The organism is Cupriavidus sp. 01L46 (assembly GCF_056399905.1).
The window spans coordinates 1-25,128 of record NZ_JBFTSF010000070.1; the positions used below are offsets into that span (position 1 = coordinate 1).

The following is a 25,128-nucleotide window of genomic DNA, read 5'->3' on the forward strand; positions in this document are numbered from 1 at the left end:
ATCGTGCTGGAACACGCCAACACCCCGGAGCTGCAGCAGCGCTGCCTCAAGATCTGCGAGATCGGCGCACAGATGCGCCTGCTCTACACCACCGCCCTCTATCACGACTACGTCGCACAGGAAATTCCCCTGCCTGAACTGGACATGGCCGCCTGAAGCGCCGCCAGGTCCAGCAATCACGCGCGGCCGGTGCGCATCCGCCCGGCCGCCCCTGACAGACCGCTTACGGAAACGTTGTATGCCTAAAGTCGTATTTCACAAGAACGGCCAGACCTTCGAGGACGAGGTCAAGCCCAGCACCAACCTGGTGGTGCGCGCCGGGATCAAGCAGTTTCCGTATCCAAACCTGCGCTACGAGTGCGGCATGGGCAAGTGTTCCAAATGCGCGTGCCGCGTGATCGCCGGCGCCGAGCACCTGCCGCCGCCAAACTGGAAGGAGAAGAAGCAGCTCGGAGAGCGGCTGGCGCAAGGCTATCGCCTGACCTGCCAGATCTGGCTGGAGCATGACATCGAGCTGATCCAGGACGAACTGCCAGTGCAAAGCGCAGCTGCCGCCAGCGGCGGGGCCCATGCCGCGCAAGCCAGCGTCCCGGGCAACGCGCAGTAATCCATCAGCATCCGTCAAGCGGCGCACTCATGTACGTAATACTCAGCAGCAAGCCGGGGCAGTTTCGCACCGAACTGGTCGAGGGGCTGGTGGCCGTCGAGGCTTACGACTATCTCTTCTACGGCCGCAGGACGGCGCACTTCGTCATCGCCGAAATAGCGCACCCGGTGAAGGTGAAGGTCGTGGAGGAGTTCAGCGAAGACGTCGATGCCGCGAGCCGCCCCGCCCCCACCATCAACTACGTGCCCTCCAAGTTCCTCGAGCAGTTCGACACGCTGCAGGGCGCACGCGACGAGCTCACGCGCCTGGCCACCTTCGGCAGCATGGACATCACGCTGGTCAAGCGTGATGTCCATGCGCGCGACTGGCGAGCAACCGACTGAATCCACCGAGTATGACCGGCACAGCGCCGGGCAGCCCCCTCATGCCATCGGACCGTTTCCATGATTGAAATCACCTTTGTCAGCAACGACGGCAAGGTCGTCAGCGCCCCCGAGAACAGCAACCTGCTGCGCGTTTCCCTGCGCGAGAAAGGCGGCATCCCCTTCAAGTGCGGCGGCGGCCTGTGTGGCACCTGCAAGTGCAAGATCGAGCGCGGGCTCGAGTTCACCGACGCCATCAAGCCAAAAGAGCGCAAGCACCTGTCGGAGGCGCAATTTGGCGAGGGCTACCGCATGGCCTGCCAGACCTTCGTCACCGGCGACATCGCCGTGTCCTGGGAGGCCCAGGCGAGCCCGGCCAAGGTTGCCGTTCCGGTTGCCGGGACGGTGGCCGACTAGGCCCGCGGCGCCAGGCCAGCTACGACGCCGCTTCGGCGCAGACCGGCAGGCCTGGCGGCATCGACGGCGTGCGCGGTGGTCTGGAGGCGCTGCATTGCCGCTCACGCACGCCATTGTGTCAAACCCGATTGATCCGAATCTCCTGGAGCGCCACGCATGACAACCACAGCTTGCGCCAGCCGTGCCAACACCGCCGAGGGCGTGCGCGCGCCGCACTGCATGGTCGCCACAGGCCACCCGCTCGCTGCCGAGGCCGCGCTTCAGGTGCTGCGTGAAGGTGGCAGCGCCATTGACGCGGCGCTCGCGGCCGATGCCATCCTGGGCGTGGTGGAGCCGATGGCAACAGGCATCGGCGGCGACATGCTGGCGATGATCGTCGAGCCCGACGGCCACGCAGTCAGCTACAACGGCACCGGGCGGGCGCCGGCAGCGTTCCCCATGCACGCGCTGGCGGCCCTGCCCGGGCAGCGCATCCCCGAGCGCCACGCCCTCTCGCTGACCACGCCTGGCGCGGTGCGCGGCTGGGAGGACCTGCACCGCCGCTACGGCCGGCTGGCATGGAAACGGCTGTTCACGCCCGCCATTGCGCTAGCGCGCGACGGCTTTGCGGTAGCGCCGGTAGCCGCGCGGGAATGGGCGCTGTTCGACCGCGTGCTGCACCAGGACCCGGTCTGCGCCGCGCTCTATCGCGCCGGGCGGCCGCCGGCAGCCGGCGAGACCTTGCGCAACCCTGAGCTGGCCGCCACGCTGACCGCCATCGCCGCCGAGGGAGCCGATGCCTACTACCTCGGCCAGCCCGCCCAGGCCGCCGAAACAGCCAGCCGCAACGCAGGTGGCGCGCTGGCTGCCGTGGACTTCGCCGCCCACCGGGGCGATTTCTGCACGCCCGTCTCCACGGATTTCCGCGGACTGACCGTGCTGGAATGCCCGCCCAATACGCACGGCGTGGCCATCCTGCACGCGCTGGATGAACTCGGCGGACTCGATCCTGCCATGCTGTCCGAGGACGATCCCGCGGCCGTGCTGCGCACGGTGCGGGCCATGGGCCGCGCCATGCAATACGCCAAGGAAACCGTGGCAGACCCGGCCGGCAACACGGTATGCACCGTGGTGGTGGACCGCGACGGCCTGGCGGTCACGCTGATGACCAGCATCTTCAAGCGCTTCGGCTCGGGCATCGCCGTGCCCGGCTGCGGCTTTGTGCTGCAGAACCGCGGCTTCGGCTTTGCCGGGCCTGGCCATATCAACAGCCCCGCTCCGRCCAAGCGCCCGTATCACACCGTGGTGCCTGGCGCGGCCCTGCGCGGCGGGCGCTTCCACGCGGGCTTCGGCGTGGTGGGCGGGCTGATGCAGCCGCAAGGCCAGTTGCAGTTGCTGGTAAGGCTGGCGGCCTGGCAGCAACCCCTGCAAGCCGCGCTGGATGCCCCGCGCTGGCGGCTGGAATCCGATACCGCCCTGGCCATCGAAGCCGGCATGCCACTGGCCATCGTGCAAGCCCTGCGCGATGCTGGCTACAGCGATCCCGCCGGCCTTGGCGAACTAGGCGGGCGCAGCGATTTCGGCGGCGCCCAGATCGTCATGCGCAGTGCATGTGGCGACCTGCTCGGCGCATCGGACAAACGCAAGGACGGCATCGCGCTGGGCGAGTAGGCCTTGCCAGTCCTCTCCACAATCCATCCCAACCCGCTGGACTCCCACCGGTGACCCTGAAGATCTACGGCATCCCCGCCTCGCCACTGCGTTCACCGCGGCAGCCCCAGACAGAGACGCCGCCAAGTCTCAATGAAGTGGTTCGTCTGGTGGCCAGGCGCAGCGGTTTCCTCGCTCGCAAGGGTGATGGCGAACCGGGGGTCAAGACAATCTGGCGGGGCTTGCAACGCATCATGGACTTCGCCGCCGGCATCAAGTACGCCCGGGAAATTGGTCACGAGTGATTTGTGTGTAATCCAATTTCCCCCAGGGGAGTGCCCCACGCTTATCCGTCACTTCTCCTTTACGGGGTTCGCGCCAAGGCAACAGGGATTTGGGCAGCCTGGAACGAACTCTATAATTAAGGTCGATGGCGTGATCTTGGTGTAAAAGAAGTTCTCAGGCTTATATACCTGCGTGCCAGCAGAAACAATACTATTCTCGTCCTCACCCGCCGCAACAAGAAAGTCTTTTAACCATTTCGTTCTGCGCTCGGCGGAGTCCCCAGGTTGGCTGGCATTTTTTACATAAGATGAAATTACAAACAAATCATGATTCGAGTAGTCATTTTGCAAGCTTTTAACCCATGTTGCGAGATTTCCCGCCTCAGTGCCACTCAGTTGKTCAGCGGTATCCGAGAAGTTTGCATTAAAATGTTGTTCTGGCTTACAAGCAAAAGCTCTATCGATCGCGAGCAAAAGCACCAAAAGCGTCAGGAATCGCGCCATGAACGACAATGTATCCCGCCACATTGTCGGCATTTTTAATACACAGAGGCGAATCTTTTCTGGCATATGCAATTGCATTCCAAAGGCTGTAGTATTCATCCGTAGTATCCATTGTGTCTTGGAAATGCGAGACCTCATGGGCGATTGTTAACAATTTTGAATCTTGCCTATCGTCATCATTTTGTATTTCACAGAAACGTAATGCCACCGCGATGGTGTGTGTTCTCACATCTGGCTTGCAGACTGCGGCCAATAGCTGGCGCCGCTCTGCCCCAGGCTTGGCGACGCACCCAACATACTCAAGGGCGGTCTCAGAGTAGCGGACGAAATTCGAAGGGGTCAGAGTTTCAAAAACGGCCTTCATCCGTCCCAGCCCTTTCACCAGCACTTGCCTCATATTGTCGTTTGCCATGCCAAACCACGTCGCAACGTTCCTTTGATCCTGGACGTTCCACCGCTGCAGTTCCGACAGCCGGATCTCGGTGCGCTTTACAAGCTCTGCGCAGAGATGCATCGCCATAGACGCAAACGCCTCATTGGTCATGTTTGGACAGATACGCGTCTTGTCCTCCGCGAACRTCCTTTCTTGCGGGTCCGCCACCAGCTTACTTGACATATCTGGCGTAATGGCCCCGAACGTATCGGCCGGAGCAGTAAATCGCCCTCCGCGATTTACTGCGATGGTAAAGCTATTCTGCGATGGGATAACGTATGKCTTGTTGTGGCACCTACAGTGGACGCGAGCACCCTCAACGAGGATTGACTTGTCCATCACAACAAAGCTTGGCTCGCAATTGTTGAATACGGGCCCGCCAACCTTGCATGCCGGGCAAGTAGCAAAATCCCCTTGCACTGCTACCCTCGTGCCGTGGTGCGTCATCGTTTCGCCCGACCCGATAAGTACGCCTCCGGAACTCGTTTTGTTCCCGTTCAATAGTGCGCATCGCATATCAGACATTCGCAGTGTCCCCTTGTTGTCCGCTGTTTTCTGCGCCTTGATGGAACACATCAATGGGTAGAAAGTGCCATTGAGCCGCCTCGGGGTCGTAGATTGCCATCTGGTTTATTTCCTGATCCACGCCCACGGTTCCAGGAATCCGTTGGATAGCGAGGGCCACGGCTTGCTGACGTCGTCTCTCATCCGATATGAGAAAGGTTTCATGCGATTCGGTATGCGCAAATAGCCCAGCCTTCTCGCGCATGCGGTCATAGGCGGCTAAGTCGCTCTTATCGATTTTTAGATCAATTGCAGCCATTCCCTCCGGCGTGACCGCAGACGTTGAGAAGCCATAGAGACTCGCGAGGCTTCCCTTGCGTCGCATCACCAACTGACCATCATGAGCAGCCCAACCACAATGCAGGAATGTGTGAAACTGGCCACTGTTATTCCGAATAAGTTCACGAGGATCGAATTCCACCGCATGGATCGGATGAAATGACTCGCCAGGCTTCGAGATGAATGTCGCGTTTAGATAGGCATCAAAGAGAGAAAGGTGAACAGCGAGCCCATCCCCTCGCGCTGGATTATCACCATCGACGTACTCACAGGATGCCCGACAGTAGTTAGGCTCGCCATCCCTGGGCTGATAGCTGATGAGGACATACAAGTCCGGTTCCGTATGGAGGACGTGCCCACACGCCCGAGGCGGTTTACGTTGTTGAACCAAGCGATATCCTTTCGAGTGTAATTCCGATTCCGATAATGTATAACCAAAAAAATGGAAATAATCTTTAGGACAAGTACGAAAAAGTGTAAAGAATTGTCGCAAAATTCGCCGGGTCCACTAAGAACACTGCATTACGCACAAGTCGTGACTAGCAGATATAAAATCAGATAAATATCGGAAAATTCTTATTTTTTTGATGGGAAAATGCAAATTTAAGACCCGCCGGACCCGTGGCCGCGCGTTCAGCGCGTTACCCCGAGACCAAAAACGGCTGCGGGAATGGCAACGCTCCAATCGCAATGCTCCCCCTCGCGTGGCGCGCATGCACTGGGGGAGAAGCAACGGACCGGGGGTAGGTATTTGGGCTTTATCTGGAGCACAAGCTTGCGCCACACCGGTCTGTGGAACGGCAAGCGGACGCAGGATGCACATATCCAGCACACCACGCAATCGGCGCAGCAAAGCCGCCTGCTGCTGCAACCGCAGCGCAACCCGGCGCTGGTCGAAGACGCACCGGCTGGCGTATCTGGACGCGCGGGCTTCACCTGCGTGGGGGAATGGCATCAGTGCTGCGTGAAGCGGCCGGCGGCGCTGCGGGCCTTTGCGATGCGGCAGAAGGCGGTTTAGAGCGGCATGGCAGCGCGCATCATTCAAGCGCGACAGCGATCCGCGCTCGCGGGCAAGGTTGGCGTACGCGCATCTTGACGGCTCTCAAGAGCCTCGAACGATGCGCGGGGTTCTCGACAAGGATCGTGCGAGTAGGCCTTGCCGGCGTTGCCCAAGCCCTACAGCGGAAACCGCTGCATGTAATACGCCTGCCACTCATGCAGGTGCTCCTGCATGGCGCGGCTGGCGGCGTCGCCATCGCGCGCGGCCAGTGCGTCGAGGATCTTGCGGTGCTCGGCCAGCGCCTGCGGAATCAGCTCGGCACGCATGCGCAGCTGGTTGAGGCCGTGGTGCAGCAGGCGGTAGCGCAGGATGTCCTCGCGCAGGCGCTTGCTGCCACAGGCGTCTGCGATGGCCAGATGGAAGTTGTCGTCGAAATCGGCCCAGCGCACCAGTGCCTCGGCATCGTCGCCGCTGGCGGCGGCGCCGGCATCCATGGCGTCGGCCGCGTCGGACAGCGCCTTGAGCGTGACGCGGTCCAGCTGCGCGGCGGCAATGCGAGCCGCCTCGCTCTCCAGCAGCTTGCGCATATCGAACACCTCGCGGATATCTTCGCGCGAGAAGCGCGCCACCACCGGGCGCCGGTTTGCCTCCTGGGTGATGAGCCCATCCTTGACCAGTTCGCGAATCGCCGTGTGTACCGGCGTGCGGCTGACGCCGAGCTCCTGCGCGAGCCGGATTTCGTTGACCACCGCCCCCGGCTTTAGCTGCCCGCTGATGATGGCCGACAACATGGCCTGGTAGACCCGTTGCGAAAGCGGCTGGTCGTCCTGATCCAGCGGGAGCGCGGGCAATTCCTGTGACATCTCTGCGATCGACATTTCTGGTGGGAAGAAGGCCCGGCATCGCCGCCCTTTGCGGGCGGTTGGACCGGGCTGGCGAAAGCATTATGCAGCAAAGGCCCGTGACTGCGCATTTTTCGTCAGTTGAATGCCAAACCAAATAATTGCATGTATTTTTTTGATTCGGCGTGTAATATCGACCGCACGCCGAGATTCGTCGCGCTGAGACAGCAATTAAAGTGTGTTAAACGTCATATGTCAGTGTGATACGGCAAACCAGCAAGCGAGGCAGGCAGGGGCGCAGGAGACACCATCCCCCATGCCGTCCCCTTGATTCAACAAGCTCAAACCCATGCCAACAGCCGTGCCCCCACCAAGGTTCGCCGCCGTGCGCATCGTTGCCGACGATCTTTCCGGCGCGTGCGACAGCGTGGCGGCATTCGCCGGCGATGGCAGTGGCGAGGTGCGGATGCGCCCGCAAGGTGCGGCTGCCGGTGCAGCTTGCGCGGCACTGGCGGGGCGGATCCAGGCGCTCGATGCCCACTCGCGGGCACGCCCCGCCGCCGAGGCCGCGCAGGTGTTCGCCCAGGCCTTTGCCGATGGCTTCGGCCCGCGTGCGCTGGATAACGCAGCGGCAATGGACTGCCTGCATTTCCACAAGCTCGACTCCACGCTGCGCGGCCATATCGGCGCCGAGCTGATAGCGGCGCGCAACGCCGTTGGGGCCGCTGGCCCGATCTGGGTGTGCCCGGCGTTTCCGGCGCAGGGCCGCACGCTGCGCGAAGGCCAGGCTTACCTGGATGGCAAGCCGCTGTCAGGCACCAGGCTGTGGTCCACGCTGGGCCTMGCCAGCGATCACCTGCCGACGCTGCTCCGCGCGGCCGGCCTGCGGGTCAGCGTGCTGACGCTGCCGGCCTTGCGGGCACTGGGCACCACCGGTACGGCACCACTTGGCCTGGATCACGCATGCGACGCACTCGTGTGCGATGCGCAAACCGACGACGATCTCGCGTTGCTGGCCACGCTGATTGCGTCCCGGCCCGGGCCCGTGCTGGCCGCTGGCTCCGCCGGGCTCGCGCGGCAACTGGCCGCGCATGTGGCGATGGCACCCGCGGAAACTAATCCCGACACCATCCGCGCAGCAGGCGCGAGGGCGCCGGCATCCACTGGCCGGCTCGCTGTCATCGGCAGCATGTCGGTGCTTGCCGCCGAACAGGTCCAGGCGCTGTCCGCCACCTGCCTGCCGGTGCCCTGCTCGCCGCGCCTGCTGGTTGACGGCGCGGCATCCACCGCGTGGCGCGCGCAGCGCCAGCGCGCCGCTAACGCGCTGGCGCTGGGCCGCGATGTGGTGATCCACGTCGAAGGCCCGGCCGACCCGGCGTTGGACGGCAGCACCTTGTGCGCCGCGCTGGCCCGCTTTGCCGCCCCGATGGCGCAGGTGGCGGCTGGGCTGGTGCTGTCTGGCGGGGAAAGCGCGCGCGCCGTGCTGGAAATGCTGGGCGTAAGCCAGCTCACCAACGTGCGCGCACTGGTGCCCGGCGTGACCAGCGCCCGCGCGCAGCTGCGCAACGCAACGGGTGCGGCTGGCGCGGCTGGCTTCGATCACGACAACCATACCGTGCCGGTCTGCATCAAGGCCGGCGCCTTTGGCCAGCGCGACACGCTGCTGGCCTGCATGGCGCACCTGCGCCAGACCACCGCGCCGGCGTCTCCTGCCGATGCCATGCGCGCCAGCCCCACGCATCCGGAGCAGGCCAGCCCTGCCACCCCCCGCCTCAGCGAGCCCTCCATGTATCGACCGAGAATTGCCATCACCATGGGAGACGCCGCCGGCGTCGGCCCCGAGATCATCGTCAAATGCCTGTCCGACGGCACGCTCTATGCGCAATGCCAGCCTTTCGTGGTGGGCGACGCCGCGCGCCTGGAAGACGCCTGCCGCCGCACCGGCACCGCGCTGCGCATCGCGCGAGTGACCGACCCCGGCGAAGCCACGTTCGAGCCCGGCACCCTCGCCTGCATCGACCTGGCGCTGATCCCCGCCGACACGCCTTACGGCAAGGTCTCGGCCACCTGCGGCGATGCCGCCTACCGCTATATCGCGCGCGCAGTCGAACTCGTGCAGGCCGGCAAAGTCGATGCGATCTGCACCGCGCCGCTCAACAAGGAGGCCCTGCACCTGGGCGGCCACCGCTACCCCGGCCACACCGAAATGCTGGCCGCGCTCACCGGCACCGAGGAAGTCTCGATGATGCTGCTGGCGCCGAACCTGCGGGTGATCCATGTCACCACGCACATCGGCATCCTGGATGCGGTGGAGAAGATCAATGCTGGCCTGGTCGAGCGCACCATCGCGCGCGGCGTGCAAGCCTTGCAAAAGAGCGGCATCGCCCAGCCGCGCGTGGCGGTGTGCGGCATCAACCCGCACGCCGGCGAAAACGGCCTGTTCGGGCGCGGCGAGGAAGCCGAGAAGATCGCCCCCGCCGTGGCTGCCTGCCGTGCACGCGGTTGGCTGGTGGATGGCCCGCTGCCGGCCGACACCCTCTTCTACCGCGCCACCCGCGGCGACTTCGACCTGGTCGTGGCGATGTACCACGACCAGGGCCACGGGCCGGTCAAGGTGCTGGGGCTGGAAGCCGGCGTCAACGTCACCATCGGCCTGCCGGCGGTGCGTACCTCGGTGGACCACGGCACCGCGTTCGACATTGCCGGCAAGGGCGTGGCCGATCCGCGCAGCATGACCGAAGCCATGCTGCAGGCGATTGCGATGGCGCCAAAGCCGCCGCAAGCCGCCTGAAAAACCCGAAAACGAAGAAGGAGACAACCATGCTGCGCAAATGGATCACCCTGCTGGCGGCCGCATCGCTCACCGCGCTGGCGCCGCCGGCCAGCGCCGATGGCCCCGCGCCCTGGCCGCAGCGCCCGGTGCGCGTGGTGGTGCCCTATGCGCCGGGCGGTGCCTCCGACGTGCTGGCCCGCCTGCTTGGCAGCAAGCTGCAGGAGACCTGGAAACAGCCCGTGGTGGTGGAGAACCGCACCGGCGCCGGCGGCAATATCGGCACCGACAACGTCGCCAAGAGCGCGCCCGACGGCTACACCCTGCTGCTGGGCGACCTGTCCAACTTCGTGATCGCGCCGGTGGCCTACAAGAACCTGCCGTACGACGTGATCAAGGATTTCAGCGCGGTGGTCACGCTGACCTACTCGCCCTACATGCTGCTGGTCTCGCCGCAGACCAAGGCGAACTCGCTCAAGGAGCTGGTGGACTACGCCCGCGCGCATCCGGGCAAGCTCAACTGGGCCACCACCGGCATCGGCAGCGGCCCGCACCTGGCCGGCCTGCAGTTTGCCCGCAAGCTCGGCATCGACTGGCTCTACCTGCCCAACAAGGGCGGCGCGCAAGCCAATGTGGACGTGATGGGCGGCCAGGCCGACCTGATGTTCAACAGCATGGTGGCCAGCGCCTCCTATGTGCGCGGCGGCAAGCTGCGCGTGCTGGCCTTCACCAGCCGCGAGCGCAATCCCGAGTGGCCTAACGTGCCGACCGTGGCAGAGGCCGTGCCGGGCTTTACCGCCGGCGGCTGGCAGGGCATGCTCGCGCCCGCCGGCACCCCGCCCGAGGTGATCCGCAAGATCAACGCCGATGTGGTGCGCATCCTGCAGCAGCCCGAGATCCGCCAGCGCCTGGCGCAGCTCGGCGCGGAGCCGGTCGGCAATACGCCCGAAGCCACGCAGGCGTTTATCCGCGAAGAGAAAACACGCTGGGCCGACCTGATCCGCGAGAGCGGCCTGAAGCTGGACATGTGAGCGCCCCCGCGCACCCGCACGCCAGCACGCCAGTACATGGCCGCACCTTCAACAACCGAACCCCCGGAGACATTCCATGCAACTTCCCGTCAACGCCTTCAAGCAAGCCATCCTCGCCGACCAGCCGCAGATTGGCCTGTGGTGCTCGCTGTCTTCCTACCAGGTGGTGGAACTGGTGGCGCGCTCGCAGTTCGACTGGCTGCTGCTCGATATGGAGCATGCCCCCAATGACATCTCCACCCTGCACACGCAATTGATGGCCACCGAAGGCACCAAGAGCCATCCCGTGGTGCGCCCGCCCTGGAACGACATGCTGTGGATCAAGCGTTGCCTGGACATCGGCGCGCAAACGCTGCTGCTGCCCTATGTGCAAAACGCGGAGGAAGCCGCCAACGCCGTGGCATGGAGCCGTTTTCCCAAGGGCGGCATGCGCGGCGTGGCCAGCGGCACGCGCGCCGGCGGCTTTGGCCGCATCAAGGATTTCCTGCATAACGTGCAGGAGCAGACCTGCGTGCTGGTGCAGCTCGAATCGATGGAAGCCATCCGCAACGTCGACGCGATCTGCGCGCTGGACGGCGTGGACGGTGTGTTTATCGGCCCGAGCGATCTCTCCGCCGACATGAACCACCTCGGCGACATCCAGCATCCCGAGGTGCAGGAAACCATCGCCGCCGCGATCCGCCGCATCCGCGCCAACGGCAAGGCCGCCGGCATCCTCACCACCGAAGCGCAGGGCCAGCAGTACATCGACATGGGCGCGCGCTTTGTCGCCGTGGGCACCGACATGACCCTGTTGCGCCTGGCCACCGACGCGCTGGCGGCGCGCTTCAAGCAGGCGCAATAAGCCGCAGTAAGCCGCAGTAAGCCGCAACCGGCCACAACTGGCCCGCATCGCATTTATTTCTCTCCTGGAAGATTCGAGATGTCTCACTTCAAGATGCAATACCGGCGCCTGGGCGCCAGCAACCTGCAGGTGTCCGCCCTGTGCCTGGGCACCATGATGTTTGGCGACCAGACCGACGAGGCCGAGGCCGGCCGCATCGTCGACAGCGCCCGCGCGCATGGCGTCAATTTCATCGATACCGCCGACATGTACAGCCTGGGCGGATCGGAAACGATGGTGGGCAAGCTGCTGGCGGGCGATCGCCAGGACTGGGTCCTGGCCAGCAAGCTGGGCAACCCGATGCAGGCTGCCCCCAACCACTCGCACTACTCGCGCGTCTGGATCATGCGCGCCGTGGAAGACAGCCTGCGCCGCCTGGCCACGGACTATCTCGACATCCTCTACCTGCACCGCGACTACGCCGGCGAGAACCTCGAAGAAGCCGTGCGCGCCATGGGCGACCTGATCCGCGCCGGCAAGATCCGCTACTGGGCCGTGTCGAACTTCCGCGGCTGGCGCATCGCTGAGATCGCGCGCCTGTGCGACACGCTCAACGTGCCCCGCCCGGCGGTCTGCCAGCCTTACTACAACCTGCTCAACCGCATGCCCGAAGTGGAGATCCTGCCGGCCTGCGAGCATTTCGGGCTGGGCGTGGTGTCCTACAGCCCGATCGCGCGTGGCGTGCTGACGGGCAAGTACCTGCCCGGCCAGCAACCGCCGCAGGACTCGCGCGCCGGCCGCGCGGACCGCCGCATGATGGAGACCGAGTTCCGCGAGGAGTCGCTGGTGATCGCGCAGACGCTGAAGCAGCATGCGCAGGCGCGCGAGCTCAAGCTGGGCCAGTTCGCCACCGCCTGGGTGCTCGCCAACCCCATCATCAGTTCGGTGATTGCCGGGCCGCGCACGCTGGCCCAGTTCGAGGACTACTTCGGCGCCGTGGGCGTGGAGATCTCGCCGCAAGAGGAAGCCATGATCGACGCCCTGGTGCGCCCCGGCCACGCGTCCACGCCGGGCTACAGCGACCCCAGCTATCCGCTCACGGGGCGGCCGGTGGTGGTCTCGGAAAGCTGATTCCATCGGGCACTGGCTAAAACGAGAAGCGCAAAAAGCGCAGAAAGCACGAAAAGACAGACCTAACCCACCCTGGCAACGGGGGAGGAGACAAGATGACTGCAAGACGATTTCCCGCGTTGGCGGCAGCCGCGCTGGCCATGGCCGCCACCGCCCTCGCTGTGGTGCCGGCCGCCGCCCGCGCCGATGACTACCCCAACCGCCCGATCAAGCTGATCGTGCCCTTCCCGCCCGGGGGCGGCAACGACAATGTGGCGCGTCCGATCGCCCAGAAACTGTCCGACGCGCTCGGCCAGCAGGTGATCATCGACAACCGCCCCGGCGCCGGCACCATGATCGGCGCGGAAGCCGCGGCCCATGCCGCGCCGGACGGCTACACGCTGTTCCTCGGCTCGATTGCCTCGCACGCCATCAGCCCCAACCTGTATGCGCGGGTGCCCTACGATCCGATCAAGGATTTCGAGCCGGTGTMGCTGCTGGCGTCGGCGCCAACGCTGCTGGTGGTCAACACGCATACGCCCTACAAGACCTTGAAGGATGTGCTGGCGGCCGCCAAGGCCAACCCCGGCAAGCTGACTTACGGCTCCGCCGGCAGCGGCACGCCGCCGCACCTGTCCGGCGAGATCTTTCGCGGCCAGGCCGGGATCGACTTGCTGCATGTGCCCTACAAGGGAGGATCGGGGCTGCTGCCTGATGTGATCGCGGGCCGGGTCGACATGATCTTCGATACCGCGGCATCCGCCATGCCCCACGTGCGCAGCGGCAACCTGCGCGCCATCGCCATTGCCCGCGCAACGCGCCAGCCGGACCTGCCGGATGTACCCACCTTTGCCGAACAGGGGTTTCCCAAGTTCCAGACCTCAGGCTGGTACGGCATCCTGGCACCAGCCAGGACGCCCAAGCCGGTGATCGACAAACTCTACGCCGCGTTGCAGAAGGCCATGGTGCAGCCGGAGGTGACAAGCCGGCTGAAGACGCTCGGGGTGGATCCCATCGTCAGCAACCCGCAGGAGTTCGGCACCTTTATCCGCGCGGAGCTGGACAAGTACAAGCAGGTGATCCGCCAGGCGGACATCAAGGAATGACTGCGTAATCGCATGCAGGCATAGACACAAGCACAAACACAAACCCGCAAAGGCTGCCTAGGCGGCAGCCTTTTGCACGTCCTTTCTTTCTTCCCTCCGCGCTTCCCTTCTCTCTTCCTTGCGCCCTTCCTTGCGCCGCCCATACCAGCCGCCAATCACCAGCAGCAGCGCCACGGCCACGATATCGCCGCCCAGCGCGATCGGCCGCGACGGCCGGCCGCCGGCAATGCCATAGGTAAAGCCCTCGATCACCACCGACACCACGGCGCCAAAGACAAAGCAGAACAAGCTATGGCGGCCAATCTGCACCACCGGCCCCATCACCGACGCCAGCCGCGCTACCCAGCCCGCGCGGACAGCCAGATAGCACAGCCAGGCCAGCCCGAGGAAGCTCACGATGCGCAGCGCCGCCAGGCTCTTCTTGGGCAGCGGGAAGACCATGGTCGGCAGCCAGGCGGGCAGCCATGGCTCGTACACATGCGGACGCATCCACAGGTAAGCCAGCAGCACGCCGGCCAGCGTCACCGCCACGGCGAGCACCGTCACCATCCAGCGCATCAGCGCCTGGCGCGGCAGGATCACATCGGGGCGCAGGCGCGCCATCAGGCCCAGCCCAAACAGCAGTTGCCATGCGAAGGGGTTGAAGCTCCAGCCGTTGCCATCGCTGCTGGGCAGCAGCGGCGTGAGCATCGGCGCCATCAGCCACAGCAGCCCGCTGGCGCCGACAAACGTCAGTGGCGCCGCGCGCGCCATGCGGATCGCCAGCGGCGCAAACAGGATGAAGACCGCGTACATCGGCAGCACGTCCGACACAAAAGGCTGCCGCGCCACGCTGAACACCTCGATCAGCGTGCTCAACGGATGCGCCATGAAGATCGGCGCCTCGGTGGACCGGATCGCGGGCGCCGGCACCTTGGCCAGCGCCAGCAACAGGCCGAACACCAGCATCAGCATGCCGGTCAGCACGAACGCCTTGTAGATCTCCCAGCTACGGCGGATCAGGCGGTTCTGCGCGGCGGAGGCACCGTGCCGCGCCTCCATGGCGACGTAGGCCGCCCCCGCCGAATAACCGGCCAGGAAGACGAAGATCTCCGCCGCATCGAAGAACGCGAAATTGCGGATGGTGTAATCGGCCAGCACGCTGCCGTTCACATGGTCAACCACGATGAAGATCAGCGCGATGCCGCGAATCAGGTCAACCTCAGTTCTGCGCTGGGTTTCGTTCATGGACAAAAGCAACTCCTGCAATACCTGGCAATCCGGGCGCCCCGACAAAGCGTCCGGATGTCTCCGAAGCCACTTATCAGTGGCCCCTGCTTATTCAATGTGAGCAAATCCGCACCCCGGGGTGGCGATCTGGCGCCCGGCAGGCTGCCGGCGCACCTTGGCTTTGTCCCGGATTTCCTGAAAAAGTGCGATGGGGTACGCTCGCGGCCCGAAGACGGCAAAACGCCCGGCAGCGCGACGCCCGGGCGTGATGATACGGCATACTGGGGATTACCCTAGGATGGCGTCACCAGGGATTGGAAAGGAAAAAGCAAACGGGCCTTGTTGCGGCCCCGGTCAGCGAATTCCTGGCACCCATTCGATGATGGGCGCCAGCGCGCAAGCACCCTGCCGCGGCACGCGCGCGCGGCAGGATGGCTGATGCCTACTGCGCCGTGGCACCTGACGACACGGCGGCGCTTGTGGCCGTCGTCATCTGCTCCATGAATAGCGCCGCGCGCAGTTTCGAGGTAGCAGCCCGCGTGCTCGCGTCCACCGACTTCATCAGGTTGCTATATTCCGGCGCGTCATCCCATTCGCCGGTCACGGGCGTGTTGACTGCCACCGGCTCGTACCATTGCAGCCGATTGGTACGCAGATCGATCAGCTGTCCCACCAGCGATACATAGCCCTGCGGCGCTCCCAGGGGCATGAACCCATAGTAGCTGCGCGACGTGCCCAGCCAGCGCGGCGCCACCAGCAGCAACCGATCCGCGCCATACTGCTTGGCCAAAGGCCGGTAGTCCATCTCCGCAATACCGTCGCCGGAACCTTCCGTGAACTTCTTCAACTGCTCCGTATCCACAGGAGCCGCCACCAGCACGACCTTGACCTGGCGGGACTCCAGCCCCTTCGCCAGCTCCTGCGGGAGCTCCTTTACCAGCGAGAAGTCTTGCCGCTGCAAACGCTCCACGATTGCCTGTGCATTGGCCTTGTTGATGGCGTAGTCAAGGATCCCCTGCGCCCCGATCATGCTCTGGTTAGGTTCTGGCAGCTTTTGCACTGCCACCGCGACCGTGCTCATCCGATCATCAAAGAGCTTCGCGGAAGCAGGAATTGGCTTCTGCACGACCGCACAACCAGCCAACGAACACAACGCCAGGAACAGCCCGGCAAGACGGATACGACCCATGATTCTCCTGTTTTATCTCAGCCACAACTTACGAGGTTGGTGACAAGGTGCCAAGCTGATGCGCCACGCCGCCGGCCCCGTTGCACCGCTTGGATAACGGCGGGAAATCCGCTGCCCTATACCCCACCGAAGTCTGGCTTGACGGCGTCCGCGCTCAATCGAGCTGATTTCCATTCACATGGTTTCGTAAACGACCGAGACATTTAGCGCTGCAGGTCTGGGTTTCTATTAATAAAATCAATTTATAAAAAGCAAAAAAATCACGAAAATTAAATTAATATTATTAATTGAATTAACTTCTATTTGCGAATGCCGGAGAAGAGCGGCGCAGTGCTTCCCTAACTAGCCGCAAGGGCGCTTGGTATTCCCCTGCGACCGCCCTCACCCAATCACCTCCCCCGCCAATTCCGCCTCCAGCCAGGCCCGGAACCGCTCCACCCCGGGCCGCACCACGCTGGACGTCACGATCTGATAGGTCGGCCCGTCAGCCACATGCTCTGGCAGCACCACCTGCAACTGCCCGCTCTTGAGCATCGGCAACACCATCGGCGTACGCCCAATCGCAATGCCCGCCTGCTGCGCGGCGGCATTCAGCACGTGCGCGTACTGCGAGAAGTACAGGCATGCCTGCTTGGACGAGCGCATCAGCCCGAGACGCTGATACCACTGCGTCCATGACATCCAGTCAAAGCGGGCGCCGGGGTCATGGAACACCAGCAGCGGCGTATCGAGTATCTGCCGGGCGTCGGCAATGCGCGCGGCCACGGCGGGCGCGGCGACCAGCATCAGGCGCTCTTGCAGCAGCGGGCGCGGACCGTCGGGGCCGGCGGGCTGCGTGTTGAGGCGGATGGCGAGGTCGATGCTGTCGCGCTCCAGGTTGAGCATGGGCTCGGAAGCGTCGATGCGCACGTCGATGCCGGGCTCGGCGGCCTGGAAGCGGGCAAGCTTGGGCACCAGCCAGAGCGACGCGAAGGACGGCGTGGTGGTGACGGCGATGGAAATGCGGTCAACGGCAAGCAGGCGGTCGATGGCCGCGCCGAGCTGGCCGATGGACAGGCGCGCCGCTTCGTAGAGCTGGCGGCCTTCCGGGGTCAGGCTCAGGCCTTTGCCGCCGCGCAGGAAGAGCGCGGTGCCGAGCACGTCTTCGAGGCTCTTGACCTGTTTGCTGACGGCGGACTGGGTGATGAAGAGTTCTTCGGCGGCGGCGGTGAAGCTGAGGTGGCGCGCGGCGGATTCGAAGCCACGCAGGGCTTCAAGCGACATGGCGCGCAACGCATTGGCGGAGGCTCGGCTCAGGATTGTCATGACAGCCAGGCATACCCCTCATGAAAAGGCTTCCGGGCAGGGTTGGCTGTTCCCCGCAAGAATACAAGCACCGTTGCAGAAATTGGCGGGCTAGCCAGGAGGCGATCGTGAGCACAAGACAAGGCAATTGGATCCTCGGCCCGGATGCGCTGCGGATCCCGCTCGGGTTGGGATCTTACCTGATCTGCGTAGAGGGCAGCGTGTGGCTCACGCAGCAGTCAGCCATGCTGGATGCGGCTTGCCGCGACACGGTACTGGCGAGCGGCGAGCGCTTTTGCGCCAGGCAGGAGGCCGTGGTCTTTGTCTCCGGTTTTCGCGGCCGCCCGGCGCGCATCGCCGTTCGGACAATCGACTAGCCATACCGGCCAGCCTTGCAACCAATCAGGACAACAAAACAACAAAACAACAAAACAACAACACAACAAGACAACCAGGACCCGCTGAAGATKAACAACCTATCCGACATGACCAACGCAAACGATTTGGTGTGCTACGAACGATCCGGCCAGCATGCATTGCTGGTGCTGAACCGCCCCGACAAGCTCAATGCCCTGAGCTACGCGCTGATCGACGCGCTGATGGCCCGGCTCGATGCGATCGAGGCAGATCCCGCCGTGCGCTGCGTGATCCTGACTGGCCGCGGCTCGCGGGCCTTCAGCGCGGGGGCCGACATTGCCGGCTTCGCGCCGGACATCGCGGCCTCCCCCGAGCAAGCGCAGCGCCGCTTCCTGCTGCAGGGACAAGCCATGACGCGGCGCATCGAAACGTTCCCGAAGCCGGTCATCGCTGCGGTCAATGGCCTGGCCTTCGGCGGTGGCTGCGAGATCGTGGAGGCTTGCAGCCTGGCCATCGCGGCCGGGCATGCCACCTTTGCCAAGCCTGAGATCAAGTTGGGCTTCCCGCCCACGTTTGGCGGCACACAGCGCCTGCCGCGTCACGTGGGCCGCAAGCGGGCAAACGAAATGATCCTTGCCGGCGAGGCCATCGATGCCGACAGCGCATTGCGGTTCGGCCTGCTCAACGAGGTGGTGAGCGCCGCCGACCTGCTGCCCGCCTGCCTGCGGCTGGCCGAGCGGATCGCGCGGCATTCCGCGATTGCGGTCACCGCGTCGCTGCGCGCGGTCACCCGCGGCATCAACCTGMCCATCGACGAGGGGCTGGCGGTGGAGGCGATGCAGTTCATGATCGCCGCGGCCTCGCAAGACGCGCGGGAAGGCACCAGCGCTTTCGTGGAGAAACGCCCCGCCGTGTTTCGCGGCGCGTGAGTATCGGGCGAGGCACCGGGGGCGTGTGCCTCGCCGCTCGCGCCTCACACATGCGGGACTGGCGCTGGCGGCTTGCAAGACATATATTGACCAGCACAAGCGCGCCCGCGCAGGCTAGCCGACCTTTCGCGAAAGGCGGCGGATAGCCGGGACGGCGTGGCGAAGGAGACCGGCGATGCAAGCGGAAATGGCAGGCGCGGCAGTGCCTGGATCCTCAAAGCTGGGCGCGGTCCTGCGGGTTACCAGCGGCAACTTCCTCGAACAGTTCGACTTCTTCCTGTTCGGTTTCTACGCCACCTACATTGCCCACACCTTCTTTCCGGCAAACAGCGAGTTCGCCTCGCTGATGCTGACCTTCGCCGTGTTTGGCGCAGGCTTCCTGATGCGCCCGCTCGGCGCCATCCTGCTGGGTGCCTACATCGACGAGGTGGGACGCCGCAAGGGCCTGATCGTGACGCTGTCGCTCATGGCCTGCGGGACCATCCTGATCGCGCTCGTGCCTGGCTATGCCAGCATCGGCGTGCTGGCGCCGGTGCTGGTGCTGATCGGGCGGCTGCTGCAGGGCTTCTCGGCGGGCGCGGAGCTAGGCGGCGTATCGGTCTACCTGGCCGAAATGGCCACGCCGGGCCATAAGGGCTTTTATACCGCCTGGCAGTCGGCCAGCCAGCAGATCGCCATCGTGGTGGCAGCCGGACTCGGCTTCGGGCTCAACCATTGGCTGACGGCCGATGCACTGGGGGCATGGGGCTGGCGCGTTCCGTTCTTTATCGGCTGCCTGATCGTGCCGTTCCTCTTCGTGTTGCGCCGCTCGCTGCAGGAGACCGAGGAGTTCCGTACCCGCCGGCACCATCCGAACACGCGCGAGGTATTCGACTCCATGCTGCGCAACTGGCGCACGGTGCTCGCCGGCATGCTGCTGGTGGCAATGACCACCACCACCTTCTATCTGATCACCGTCTATACGCCCACGTTCGGCAAGACAGTGCTCAAGCTCAGCACGGCCGACAGCCTTGTTGTCACGCTCTGCGTAGGCATTTCCAACTTTATCTGGCTGCCCATCGGCGGTGCCCTGTCCGACCGCATTGGCCGCCGCCCTATCCTGCTGGCCATTTCGGCCATCGCGCTGGTCACCGCCTATCCCGCGCTGTCGTGGCTGGCGGGCGCGCCGAGCTTTGAGCGCATGCTGGTCGTGCTGCTGTGGCTGTCCTTCCTCTTTGGCATGTACAACGGCGCCATGGTGGTGGCCCTGACCGAGGTGATGCCGGTGGAGGTGCGCGTGGCCGGCTTCTCGCTGGCTTACAGCCTTGCCACGGCGGTGTTTGGCGGTTTTACGCCGGCGGTCTCGACCTACCTGATCGAGATGACCGGCGACAAGGCCGCGCCGGGCTACTGGATGAGCTTTGCCGCGGCATGCGGGCTGCTGGCCACCCTCATCCTTTATCGCAAGGCGCGTCCCGTGGCATCGGCTTTTTGAGGCGCTCAATTAACTTATTGCCGCACCCAGAGCCGCCGACATCACAAAATTACCTGCATTGCCCTACAGATCTGCTTCACGTGTTCGTTAAACCCGGGTACCCAGGTGCGCCGCGCGCGGCCGCCTCCCGTGCGTTCGCGCACTACCCGAAGGAACAAATCCGATGAGCACGATCGATCCGGCGTCCTCCACCGGCGGCCAGTTTGCGGCCGCCACGGCCCTGGCCGGCGCAGCCAGCCTTGCCACCACCAGCCAGGCAGCGCCCGCCAGCCAGTCGGGCGGCGGCAAGTCATCCGATGGCATCCATGTCGATCTCTCATCGGCTGGCCGCACGCTGGCGGCAGGCAAGCCGGCCGGCTCCAGCGGCCGCAACAGCGATATCGACAACAGCAACCTGCCGGATACGGCCAAGGAGCTGCTCAAGCGAATCCGTGAATTGCGCGAAGAGCTGGCGCGCAAGCAGCAGGAACTGCAAGCCGTGGCCTCGGCCCAGAACCTCTCCGCCGACCAGAAGCAGGTTCGCCTGGCAGCGCTGAACCAGGCCATGGGTTCGATTTCCGGTGCGATATCCAGCGCCAGTGGCGCGCTGGTCAAGGCCATGGAAAAGGCCTCGCCCGAGCAGCAGATGAGCGCAGCGGCCCTGGCCATGGGCTGATTCCCTCACAGGTTGATTCGGCCATAGGGTGGCGCCATCGCGGGCCACCCCGCAAGCTGGTTTTCTCTTCGTCTCCCTCCGCAGCGCCCCTCCCCTCGCTTGCCCGCTCGCTTGCCTCCGCGCCAGTTTGTGCGCCGCAACAACCATTCCCGGCAAGCCCCTCTTCCAAAAAGCCAAATTGTCGAACCCGGCACAAGGCGCGACACTCTTTCACAGCGGCGGCAGGCCAGCCAGCCATGAATGAGACATCCAAGCGCACCCCAAGAGCCCAACGGCAGCCCTATGTCACCGACAAGCACTGACTTCACCCCTCTCGCCGCCCTCGTCGACGCCCAAGCCGCGCTGCGGCCGCGGCATCCGGCCGTGGTGCTGGACGAACGCAGCGTGGATTTCGCCAGCCTCAACCGGCTTGCCGACCGCGTTGCCGCCGCGCTGCAGCGGGACGGTGTGCCGGCACAAGGCGCCGTCGCCATCTGCGCGGCCACTTCGATCGAATACGTCGCCGCCTTCCTCGGCAGCCTGCGGGCGGGCGTGGCGGTGGCGCCGCTGTCGCCCTCGCTCAACCCGCAGACGCTGCGCGGCATGGTGCAGGACTCGGGGGCGCGCCGGCTGTTGATCGATGCCAGCACGCGCGAGGCCCTGCACGGGCTGGAGGCCGAGCTAGGCATTCCCTGCATCGCGCTGGACGACAGCCGCGCGGGCCTTGCCTTCAGCCAGTGGCTGGCCTCCGAAAATGCCCGTCCGGCTCCGGTCGACGTGCAGCCCGACTGGGCTTTCAACCTGATCTATTCATCCGGCACCACCGGCGTGCCCAAGGGCATCATCCAGCCGTTCGGCATGCGCTCGTCGCACGTGCAGCGCGCCACCCAGGGCGGCTATGGCCCGGACACCGTGGCGCTGCTATCCACGCCGCTGTACTCCAACACCACACTGGTCAGCCTGTTCCCCACCTTGTCGCTGGGTGGCACCGTGGTGCTGATGCGCAAGTTCGATGCCGGCCAGTACCTGGCGCTTGCCGCACGGCACCGCGTCACCCATACCATGCTGGTGCCGGTGCAATACCAGCGCATCCTGGCCCACCCCGACTTTGCCGGCACCGATCTGTCATCGTTCCGCTATAAGTTCTGCACCAGCGCGCCCTTTGCCGCCGCGCTCAAGGCGCAGGTGCTGGCACGCTGGCCCGGCTCGCTGATCGAGTACTACGGCATGACCGAGGGCGGCGGGCGCTGCGAGCTGCGCGCGCATGAGCACCCGGACAAGCTGCATACGGTGGGGCGCCCCTCGCCGGACACCGATATGCGGCTGCTGGACGATCAAGGGTGCGAGCTCCCCGCCGATGYGCCGCGCGACACCCCAGGCGAGATCGTCGGGCATTCCCCCGCGATGATGTCCGGCTACCACAATCACCCCGGGAAGACCGCCGAGGCCGAGTGGTTCGACGCCACCGGCAAGCGCTTTATCCGCACCGGCGACGTTGGCTACTTCGACGCCGACGGCTTCCTCATCCTGATGGACCGCAAGAAGGACATGGTCATCTCGGGCGGCTTCAACATTTACCCGAGCGACATCGAAGCGGTGCTGCTCGGGCATCCCGACATCGCGGACGCGGCGGTGGTCGGCGTGCCCTCGGAGCGCTGGGGCGAAACGCCCGTCGCCTTCGTGGTGCTGCGGCCCGGCGCCACCGCCCAAGCCGCTGCGCTGCTGGACTGGGTGAATGGCCGGCTAGAGAAGATGCAGCGCCTGGCCGCGCTGGAGCTGTCGCAGGAACTGCCGCGCAACGCCATCGGCAAGGTGCTCAAGCGCGACCTGCGCGAGCAGTACGGGCGCGCACCTTGACGCTCGCGCCAACAAGCAAGAACGCAAGACTTGGGTTATAGCCATAGTCTTTAATCCATAGTCCATAGTCCATAGTCCATAGTCATCACCGCACACCAACGTATCCGGGACAACAACCAGGGAGACCCATGAGCATCAATGGCAAGGCTTATATCGTCGGGGCCTACGAGCACCCGACCCGCAAGGCACCGGACAAATCCGTCGCGCAACTGCACGCCGAGTCCGCCAAGGGCGCGCTGGAAGACGCCGGCCTCACCCTGCAGGACGTGGACGGCTATTTCTGCGCGGGTGACGCGCCTGGCCTTGGCGCGCTCAATATGGTCGATTACCTCGGCCTGAAGGTGCGCCACGTCGACTCCACCGATACCGGCGGCTCGGCGTATATCGTCCACGTCTCGCACGCCGCGCAGGCTATCGCCGCCGGCAAGTGCAATGTGGCGCTGATCACGCTGGCAGGCCGCCCGCGCTCGGAAGGCTCGAGCGGCACGCAGGCGCGCAACTGGGGCGCGAACCTGCCCGACCAGCCGTTCGAGGCGCCGTTCAGCCCGGTGACCGTGAACCTGTACGCGATGGTGGCAATGCGCCATATGTTCCAGTACGGCACCACCGCCGAACAGCTTGCCTGGATCAAGGTGGCGGCCTCGCACCATGCGCAGCACAATCCCCACGCCATGCTGCGCGATGTGGTGACGGTGGAGGACGTATTGAATTCGCCGATGATCTCGGATCCGCTGCGCAAGCTCGACTGCTGCGTGGTGTCCGACGGCGGCGGCGCGCTGATCGTCGCCCGCCCGGAGATCGCGGCCAAGCTCAAGCGCCCCATGGTGAAAATCCGCGGCGCCGGCGAAGCCGTCAAAGGCCAGCTCGGCGGCATGGTCGACCTGAGCTGGTCGGGCGCCGCCATCTCCGGCCCGATCGCGTTTGAAGAGGCCGGCATCCGCCCGTCCGACATCAAGTACGCCTCGATCTACGACAGCTTCACCATCACCGTGCTGATGCAGCTGGAAGACCTGGGCTTTTGCAAGAAGGGCGAAGGCGGCAAGTTCGTGGCCGACGGCAACCTGATCTCCGGCGTGGGCAAGCTGCCCTTCAACACCGACGGCGGTGGCYTGTGCAACAACCACCCGGCCAACCGCGGCGGCATCACCAAGGTGATCGAAGCGGTGCGCCAGCTGCGCGGCGAAGCCCATCCCGCCGTGCAGGTCAAGAACTGCGACCTGGCCCTGGCCCAGGGCACCGGCGGCTACCTCGGCTCGCGCCACGGCAGCGCCACCGTCATCCTGGAACGGGAGTAATAAGATGAGCACACCTTACACCGCGACTCCCCTCAAAGCCCCGCAGGTTGCCCCGGACAACACCGAGTTCTGGGAAGCCGCCCGCGCAGGCCGCCTGCTGGTCAAGCACTGCAAATCCTGCGGCAAGCCCCACTGGTACCCGCGCACGCTGTGCCCGTTCTGCATGGGCGAGACCGAATGGAAGCAGGCCTCGGGACGGGGCACCATCTACTCGTTCAGCGTCACCCGCCGTGCCGGCCCCACGCCTTTCTGCATTGCCTACGTGACGTTGGAAGAAGGCGTGACCATGATGACCAACATCGTGGATTGCGACCTGGATACCGTGCGCATCGGGCAGGAAGTGAAGCTGACGTTCACACCGACGGACGACGGGCCGCCGGTACCGACGTTCACGCCGGTTAGCGCTGGCTGAAGCAAACAGGAACGCGAAGGGCATCGCAATGGCAAGCGCCCGCCCTCTCCCCCGGCCCCTCTCCCACAAGTGGGAAAGGGGAGCAGACCTGCGGCATCGGCAAACTAGCGATTCGTTGTAGCCGTGATTCCCGCCCGTCAGGCGGAAATCACCCAAGCGCGATGCGAAGCGAGCCGTCAAGGTTCACTTAGGCCGTATGGCGCGCCTTTTTTGCCTACTTTTTTGGCAAGACAAAAAAGTAGGTCGCCGCCCCGCAGGGGTGGTGAAACTGCAGTTGCCCTTGACGTTAAGCAGTTGAAGTTGAAGTTAACGTTGAAATTGCAGCACCCCCCTCACCCCACCAAATTCCTCAATCCCTCGCCAACACGCCAACGCCGCAGATTATCCAGAAAAATCCCAGCCACCCGCCCTGCATTCCCATCCGAAAATCCCGCACTATGCGGCGTAGCAATGACATTAGGCAACGTCCACAGCGGCGAATCCGCCGGCAGCGGCTCGTGCGCGAACACATCCAGATAAGCACCCGCAAGGCGCCCGGCCCGCAACGCCTCGATCAGCGCCAGCTCATCCACCACCTCGCCCCGCGACACATTCACCAATCTGGCACCCGCCGGCAGCAAAGCCAACGCATCGGCGTCCACCAGCCCACGCGTTTGCGCCGTCAGCGGACAAGCCAGCAATAGCCAATCCGTGCGCGGCAGCACGCCACGCACCGCATCGAATACCA

General features: G+C 64.7%; 25 protein-coding genes and 3 pseudogenes. 19 read left to right on the forward strand and 9 right to left on the reverse strand.

Annotated elements, in window-relative coordinates; genetic code table 11:
* The 6 genes and pseudogenes from AC1DS3_RS14935 to AC1DS3_RS14960 all read left to right on the forward strand — a co-directional run.
* Positions 1-156: pseudogene (locus tag AC1DS3_RS14935) on the forward strand (TenA family transcriptional regulator); the annotation flags it as partial.
* 82 nt (positions 157-238) lie between these two features.
* A complete protein-coding gene (locus AC1DS3_RS14940) occupies positions 239-607 on the forward strand; it encodes a 2Fe-2S iron-sulfur cluster-binding protein (protein WP_441638361.1) in 369 nt (122 codons plus the stop codon).
* 29 nt (positions 608-636) lie between these two features.
* A complete protein-coding gene (locus tag AC1DS3_RS14945) occupies positions 637-990 on the forward strand; it encodes a ferredoxin (RefSeq protein WP_441638363.1) in 354 nt (117 codons plus the stop codon).
* 60 nt (positions 991-1,050) lie between these two features.
* A complete protein-coding gene (locus AC1DS3_RS14950) occupies positions 1,051-1,386 on the forward strand; it encodes a 2Fe-2S iron-sulfur cluster-binding protein (RefSeq protein WP_441638365.1) in 336 nt (111 codons plus the stop codon).
* Positions 1,387-1,542: 156 nt separating this feature from the next.
* Positions 1,543-3,036, forward strand: a complete 1,494-nt coding sequence (locus AC1DS3_RS14955) for a gamma-glutamyltransferase family protein (protein WP_477127448.1) — start codon at positions 1,543-1,545, stop codon at positions 3,034-3,036.
* 113 nt (positions 3,037-3,149) lie between these two features.
* Positions 3,150-3,320: pseudogene (locus tag AC1DS3_RS14960) on the forward strand (IS4 family transposase); the annotation flags it as partial.
* Positions 3,321-3,368: 48 nt separating this feature from the next.
* Here the strand turns inward: AC1DS3_RS14960 and AC1DS3_RS14965 are convergent.
* The 4 genes and pseudogenes from AC1DS3_RS14965 to AC1DS3_RS14980 form a co-directional block, all read right to left on the reverse strand.
* A complete protein-coding gene (locus AC1DS3_RS14965; protein ID WP_477127449.1) occupies positions 3,369-3,803 on the reverse strand; it encodes a hypothetical protein in 435 nt (144 codons plus the stop codon).
* Positions 3,757-4,323 carry a M35 family metalloendopeptidase gene (locus AC1DS3_RS14970; RefSeq protein ID WP_477127454.1) on the reverse strand — a complete coding sequence of 189 codons (567 nt, stop codon included), beginning with the start codon at positions 4,321-4,323 and terminating at the stop codon, positions 3,757-3,759. The genes AC1DS3_RS14965 and AC1DS3_RS14970 overlap by 47 nt, the downstream gene beginning before the upstream one ends.
* A 216-nt stretch (positions 4,324-4,539) precedes the next feature.
* A pseudogene (locus AC1DS3_RS14975) lies at positions 4,540-4,812 on the reverse strand (PAAR domain-containing protein); the annotation flags it as partial.
* Positions 4,754-5,410, reverse strand: coding sequence for a hypothetical protein (locus AC1DS3_RS14980; RefSeq protein ID WP_441638371.1), 657 nt, complete (start codon positions 5,408-5,410; stop codon positions 4,754-4,756). The pseudogene AC1DS3_RS14975 and the gene AC1DS3_RS14980, both read right to left, overlap by 59 nt.
* 444 nt (positions 5,411-5,854) lie before the next feature.
* Between AC1DS3_RS14980 and AC1DS3_RS14985 the strand changes: the two genes are divergently transcribed.
* Entirely contained in the window at positions 5,855-6,097 is a 243-nt protein-coding gene (locus tag AC1DS3_RS14985) for a hypothetical protein (protein ID WP_441638373.1), read from the forward strand.
* 158 nt (positions 6,098-6,255) lie between these two features.
* Here the strand turns inward: AC1DS3_RS14985 and AC1DS3_RS14990 are convergent, their stop codons facing one another.
* On the reverse strand, positions 6,256-6,942 hold the full coding sequence (locus tag AC1DS3_RS14990; protein ID WP_441638375.1) for a GntR family transcriptional regulator: 687 nt from the start codon (positions 6,940-6,942) through the stop codon (positions 6,256-6,258).
* 328 nt (positions 6,943-7,270) lie between these two features.
* On the opposite strand from AC1DS3_RS14990, the gene pdxA reads away from it, so the two are divergent.
* The 5 genes from pdxA to AC1DS3_RS15015 all read left to right on the forward strand — a co-directional run bounded on the left by pdxA (position 7,271) and on the right by AC1DS3_RS15015 (position 13,761).
* Positions 7,271-9,712, forward strand: a complete 2,442-nt coding sequence (pdxA, locus tag AC1DS3_RS14995; RefSeq protein WP_477109419.1) for a 4-hydroxythreonine-4-phosphate dehydrogenase PdxA — start codon at positions 7,271-7,273, stop codon at positions 9,710-9,712.
* A 29-nt stretch (positions 9,713-9,741) separates the two neighbouring features.
* Positions 9,742-10,722: a Bug family tripartite tricarboxylate transporter substrate binding protein gene (locus AC1DS3_RS15000; protein ID WP_441638379.1), complete on the forward strand. Its 981-nt coding sequence runs from the start codon at positions 9,742-9,744 to the stop codon at positions 10,720-10,722.
* A gap of 76 nt (positions 10,723-10,798) precedes the next feature.
* Positions 10,799-11,566 (forward strand): HpcH/HpaI aldolase family protein, encoded by a 768-nt coding sequence (locus tag AC1DS3_RS15005; RefSeq protein WP_441638381.1) that lies wholly within the window; start codon positions 10,799-10,801, stop codon positions 11,564-11,566.
* A gap of 78 nt (positions 11,567-11,644) precedes the next feature.
* A complete protein-coding gene (locus tag AC1DS3_RS15010; RefSeq protein ID WP_477109420.1) occupies positions 11,645-12,676 on the forward strand; it encodes an aldo/keto reductase in 1,032 nt (343 codons plus the stop codon).
* A 95-nt stretch (positions 12,677-12,771) separates the two neighbouring features.
* On the forward strand, positions 12,772-13,761 hold the full coding sequence (locus AC1DS3_RS15015; RefSeq protein ID WP_477127450.1) for a Bug family tripartite tricarboxylate transporter substrate binding protein: 990 nt from the start codon (positions 12,772-12,774) through the stop codon (positions 13,759-13,761).
* Positions 13,762-13,818: 57 nt separating this feature from the next.
* Here AC1DS3_RS15015 and AC1DS3_RS15020 read toward each other — a convergent pair whose 3' ends face one another.
* The 3 genes from AC1DS3_RS15020 to AC1DS3_RS15030 all read right to left on the reverse strand — a co-directional run bounded on the left by AC1DS3_RS15020 (position 13,819) and on the right by AC1DS3_RS15030 (position 17,464).
* Complete coding sequence (locus tag AC1DS3_RS15020) at positions 13,819-14,988, reverse strand: OpgC domain-containing protein (RefSeq protein WP_441638387.1); 1,170 nt, start codon at positions 14,986-14,988, stop codon at positions 13,819-13,821.
* A gap of 424 nt (positions 14,989-15,412) precedes the next feature.
* A complete protein-coding gene (locus AC1DS3_RS15025; RefSeq protein ID WP_441638389.1) occupies positions 15,413-16,159 on the reverse strand; it encodes a hypothetical protein in 747 nt (248 codons plus the stop codon).
* 381 nt (positions 16,160-16,540) lie between these two features.
* Complete coding sequence (locus AC1DS3_RS15030) at positions 16,541-17,464, reverse strand: LysR substrate-binding domain-containing protein (protein WP_441638391.1); 924 nt, start codon at positions 17,462-17,464, stop codon at positions 16,541-16,543.
* 107 nt (positions 17,465-17,571) lie between these two features.
* On the opposite strand from AC1DS3_RS15030, the gene AC1DS3_RS15035 reads away from it, so the two are divergent.
* The 7 genes from AC1DS3_RS15035 (at position 17,572) to AC1DS3_RS15065 (ending at position 24,401) form a co-directional block, all read left to right on the forward strand.
* A complete protein-coding gene (locus AC1DS3_RS15035) occupies positions 17,572-17,820 on the forward strand; it encodes a DUF2917 domain-containing protein (RefSeq protein WP_441638393.1) in 249 nt (82 codons plus the stop codon).
* A 108-nt stretch (positions 17,821-17,928) separates the two neighbouring features.
* A complete protein-coding gene (locus AC1DS3_RS15040) occupies positions 17,929-18,729 on the forward strand; it encodes a crotonase/enoyl-CoA hydratase family protein (protein WP_477127451.1) in 801 nt (266 codons plus the stop codon).
* Between the two features lie 175 nt (positions 18,730-18,904).
* A complete protein-coding gene (gene tcuC, locus AC1DS3_RS15045; protein WP_441638397.1) occupies positions 18,905-20,203 on the forward strand; it encodes an MFS transporter in 1,299 nt (432 codons plus the stop codon).
* A 163-nt stretch (positions 20,204-20,366) separates the two neighbouring features.
* Complete coding sequence (locus AC1DS3_RS15050; protein WP_441638399.1) at positions 20,367-20,858, forward strand: hypothetical protein; 492 nt, start codon at positions 20,367-20,369, stop codon at positions 20,856-20,858.
* 282 nt (positions 20,859-21,140) lie between these two features.
* The gene (locus AC1DS3_RS15055) at positions 21,141-22,694 is read left to right on the forward strand and encodes a class I adenylate-forming enzyme family protein (RefSeq protein ID WP_477127452.1); all 1,554 of its coding nucleotides are present in this window, start codon (positions 21,141-21,143) and stop codon (positions 22,692-22,694) included.
* 128 nt (positions 22,695-22,822) lie between these two features.
* Positions 22,823-23,989, forward strand: a complete 1,167-nt coding sequence (locus tag AC1DS3_RS15060) for a thiolase domain-containing protein (RefSeq protein ID WP_150988223.1) — start codon at positions 22,823-22,825, stop codon at positions 23,987-23,989.
* Positions 23,990-23,993: 4 nt separating this feature from the next.
* Entirely contained in the window at positions 23,994-24,401 is a 408-nt protein-coding gene (locus AC1DS3_RS15065) for a Zn-ribbon domain-containing OB-fold protein (RefSeq protein ID WP_150988226.1), read from the forward strand.
* A gap of 332 nt (positions 24,402-24,733) precedes the next feature.
* Here the strand turns inward: AC1DS3_RS15065 and AC1DS3_RS15070 are convergent.
* The coding region (locus AC1DS3_RS15070) for an NAD(P)-dependent oxidoreductase (protein WP_477127453.1) at positions 24,734-25,128 on the reverse strand (395 nt) is incomplete at its 5' end.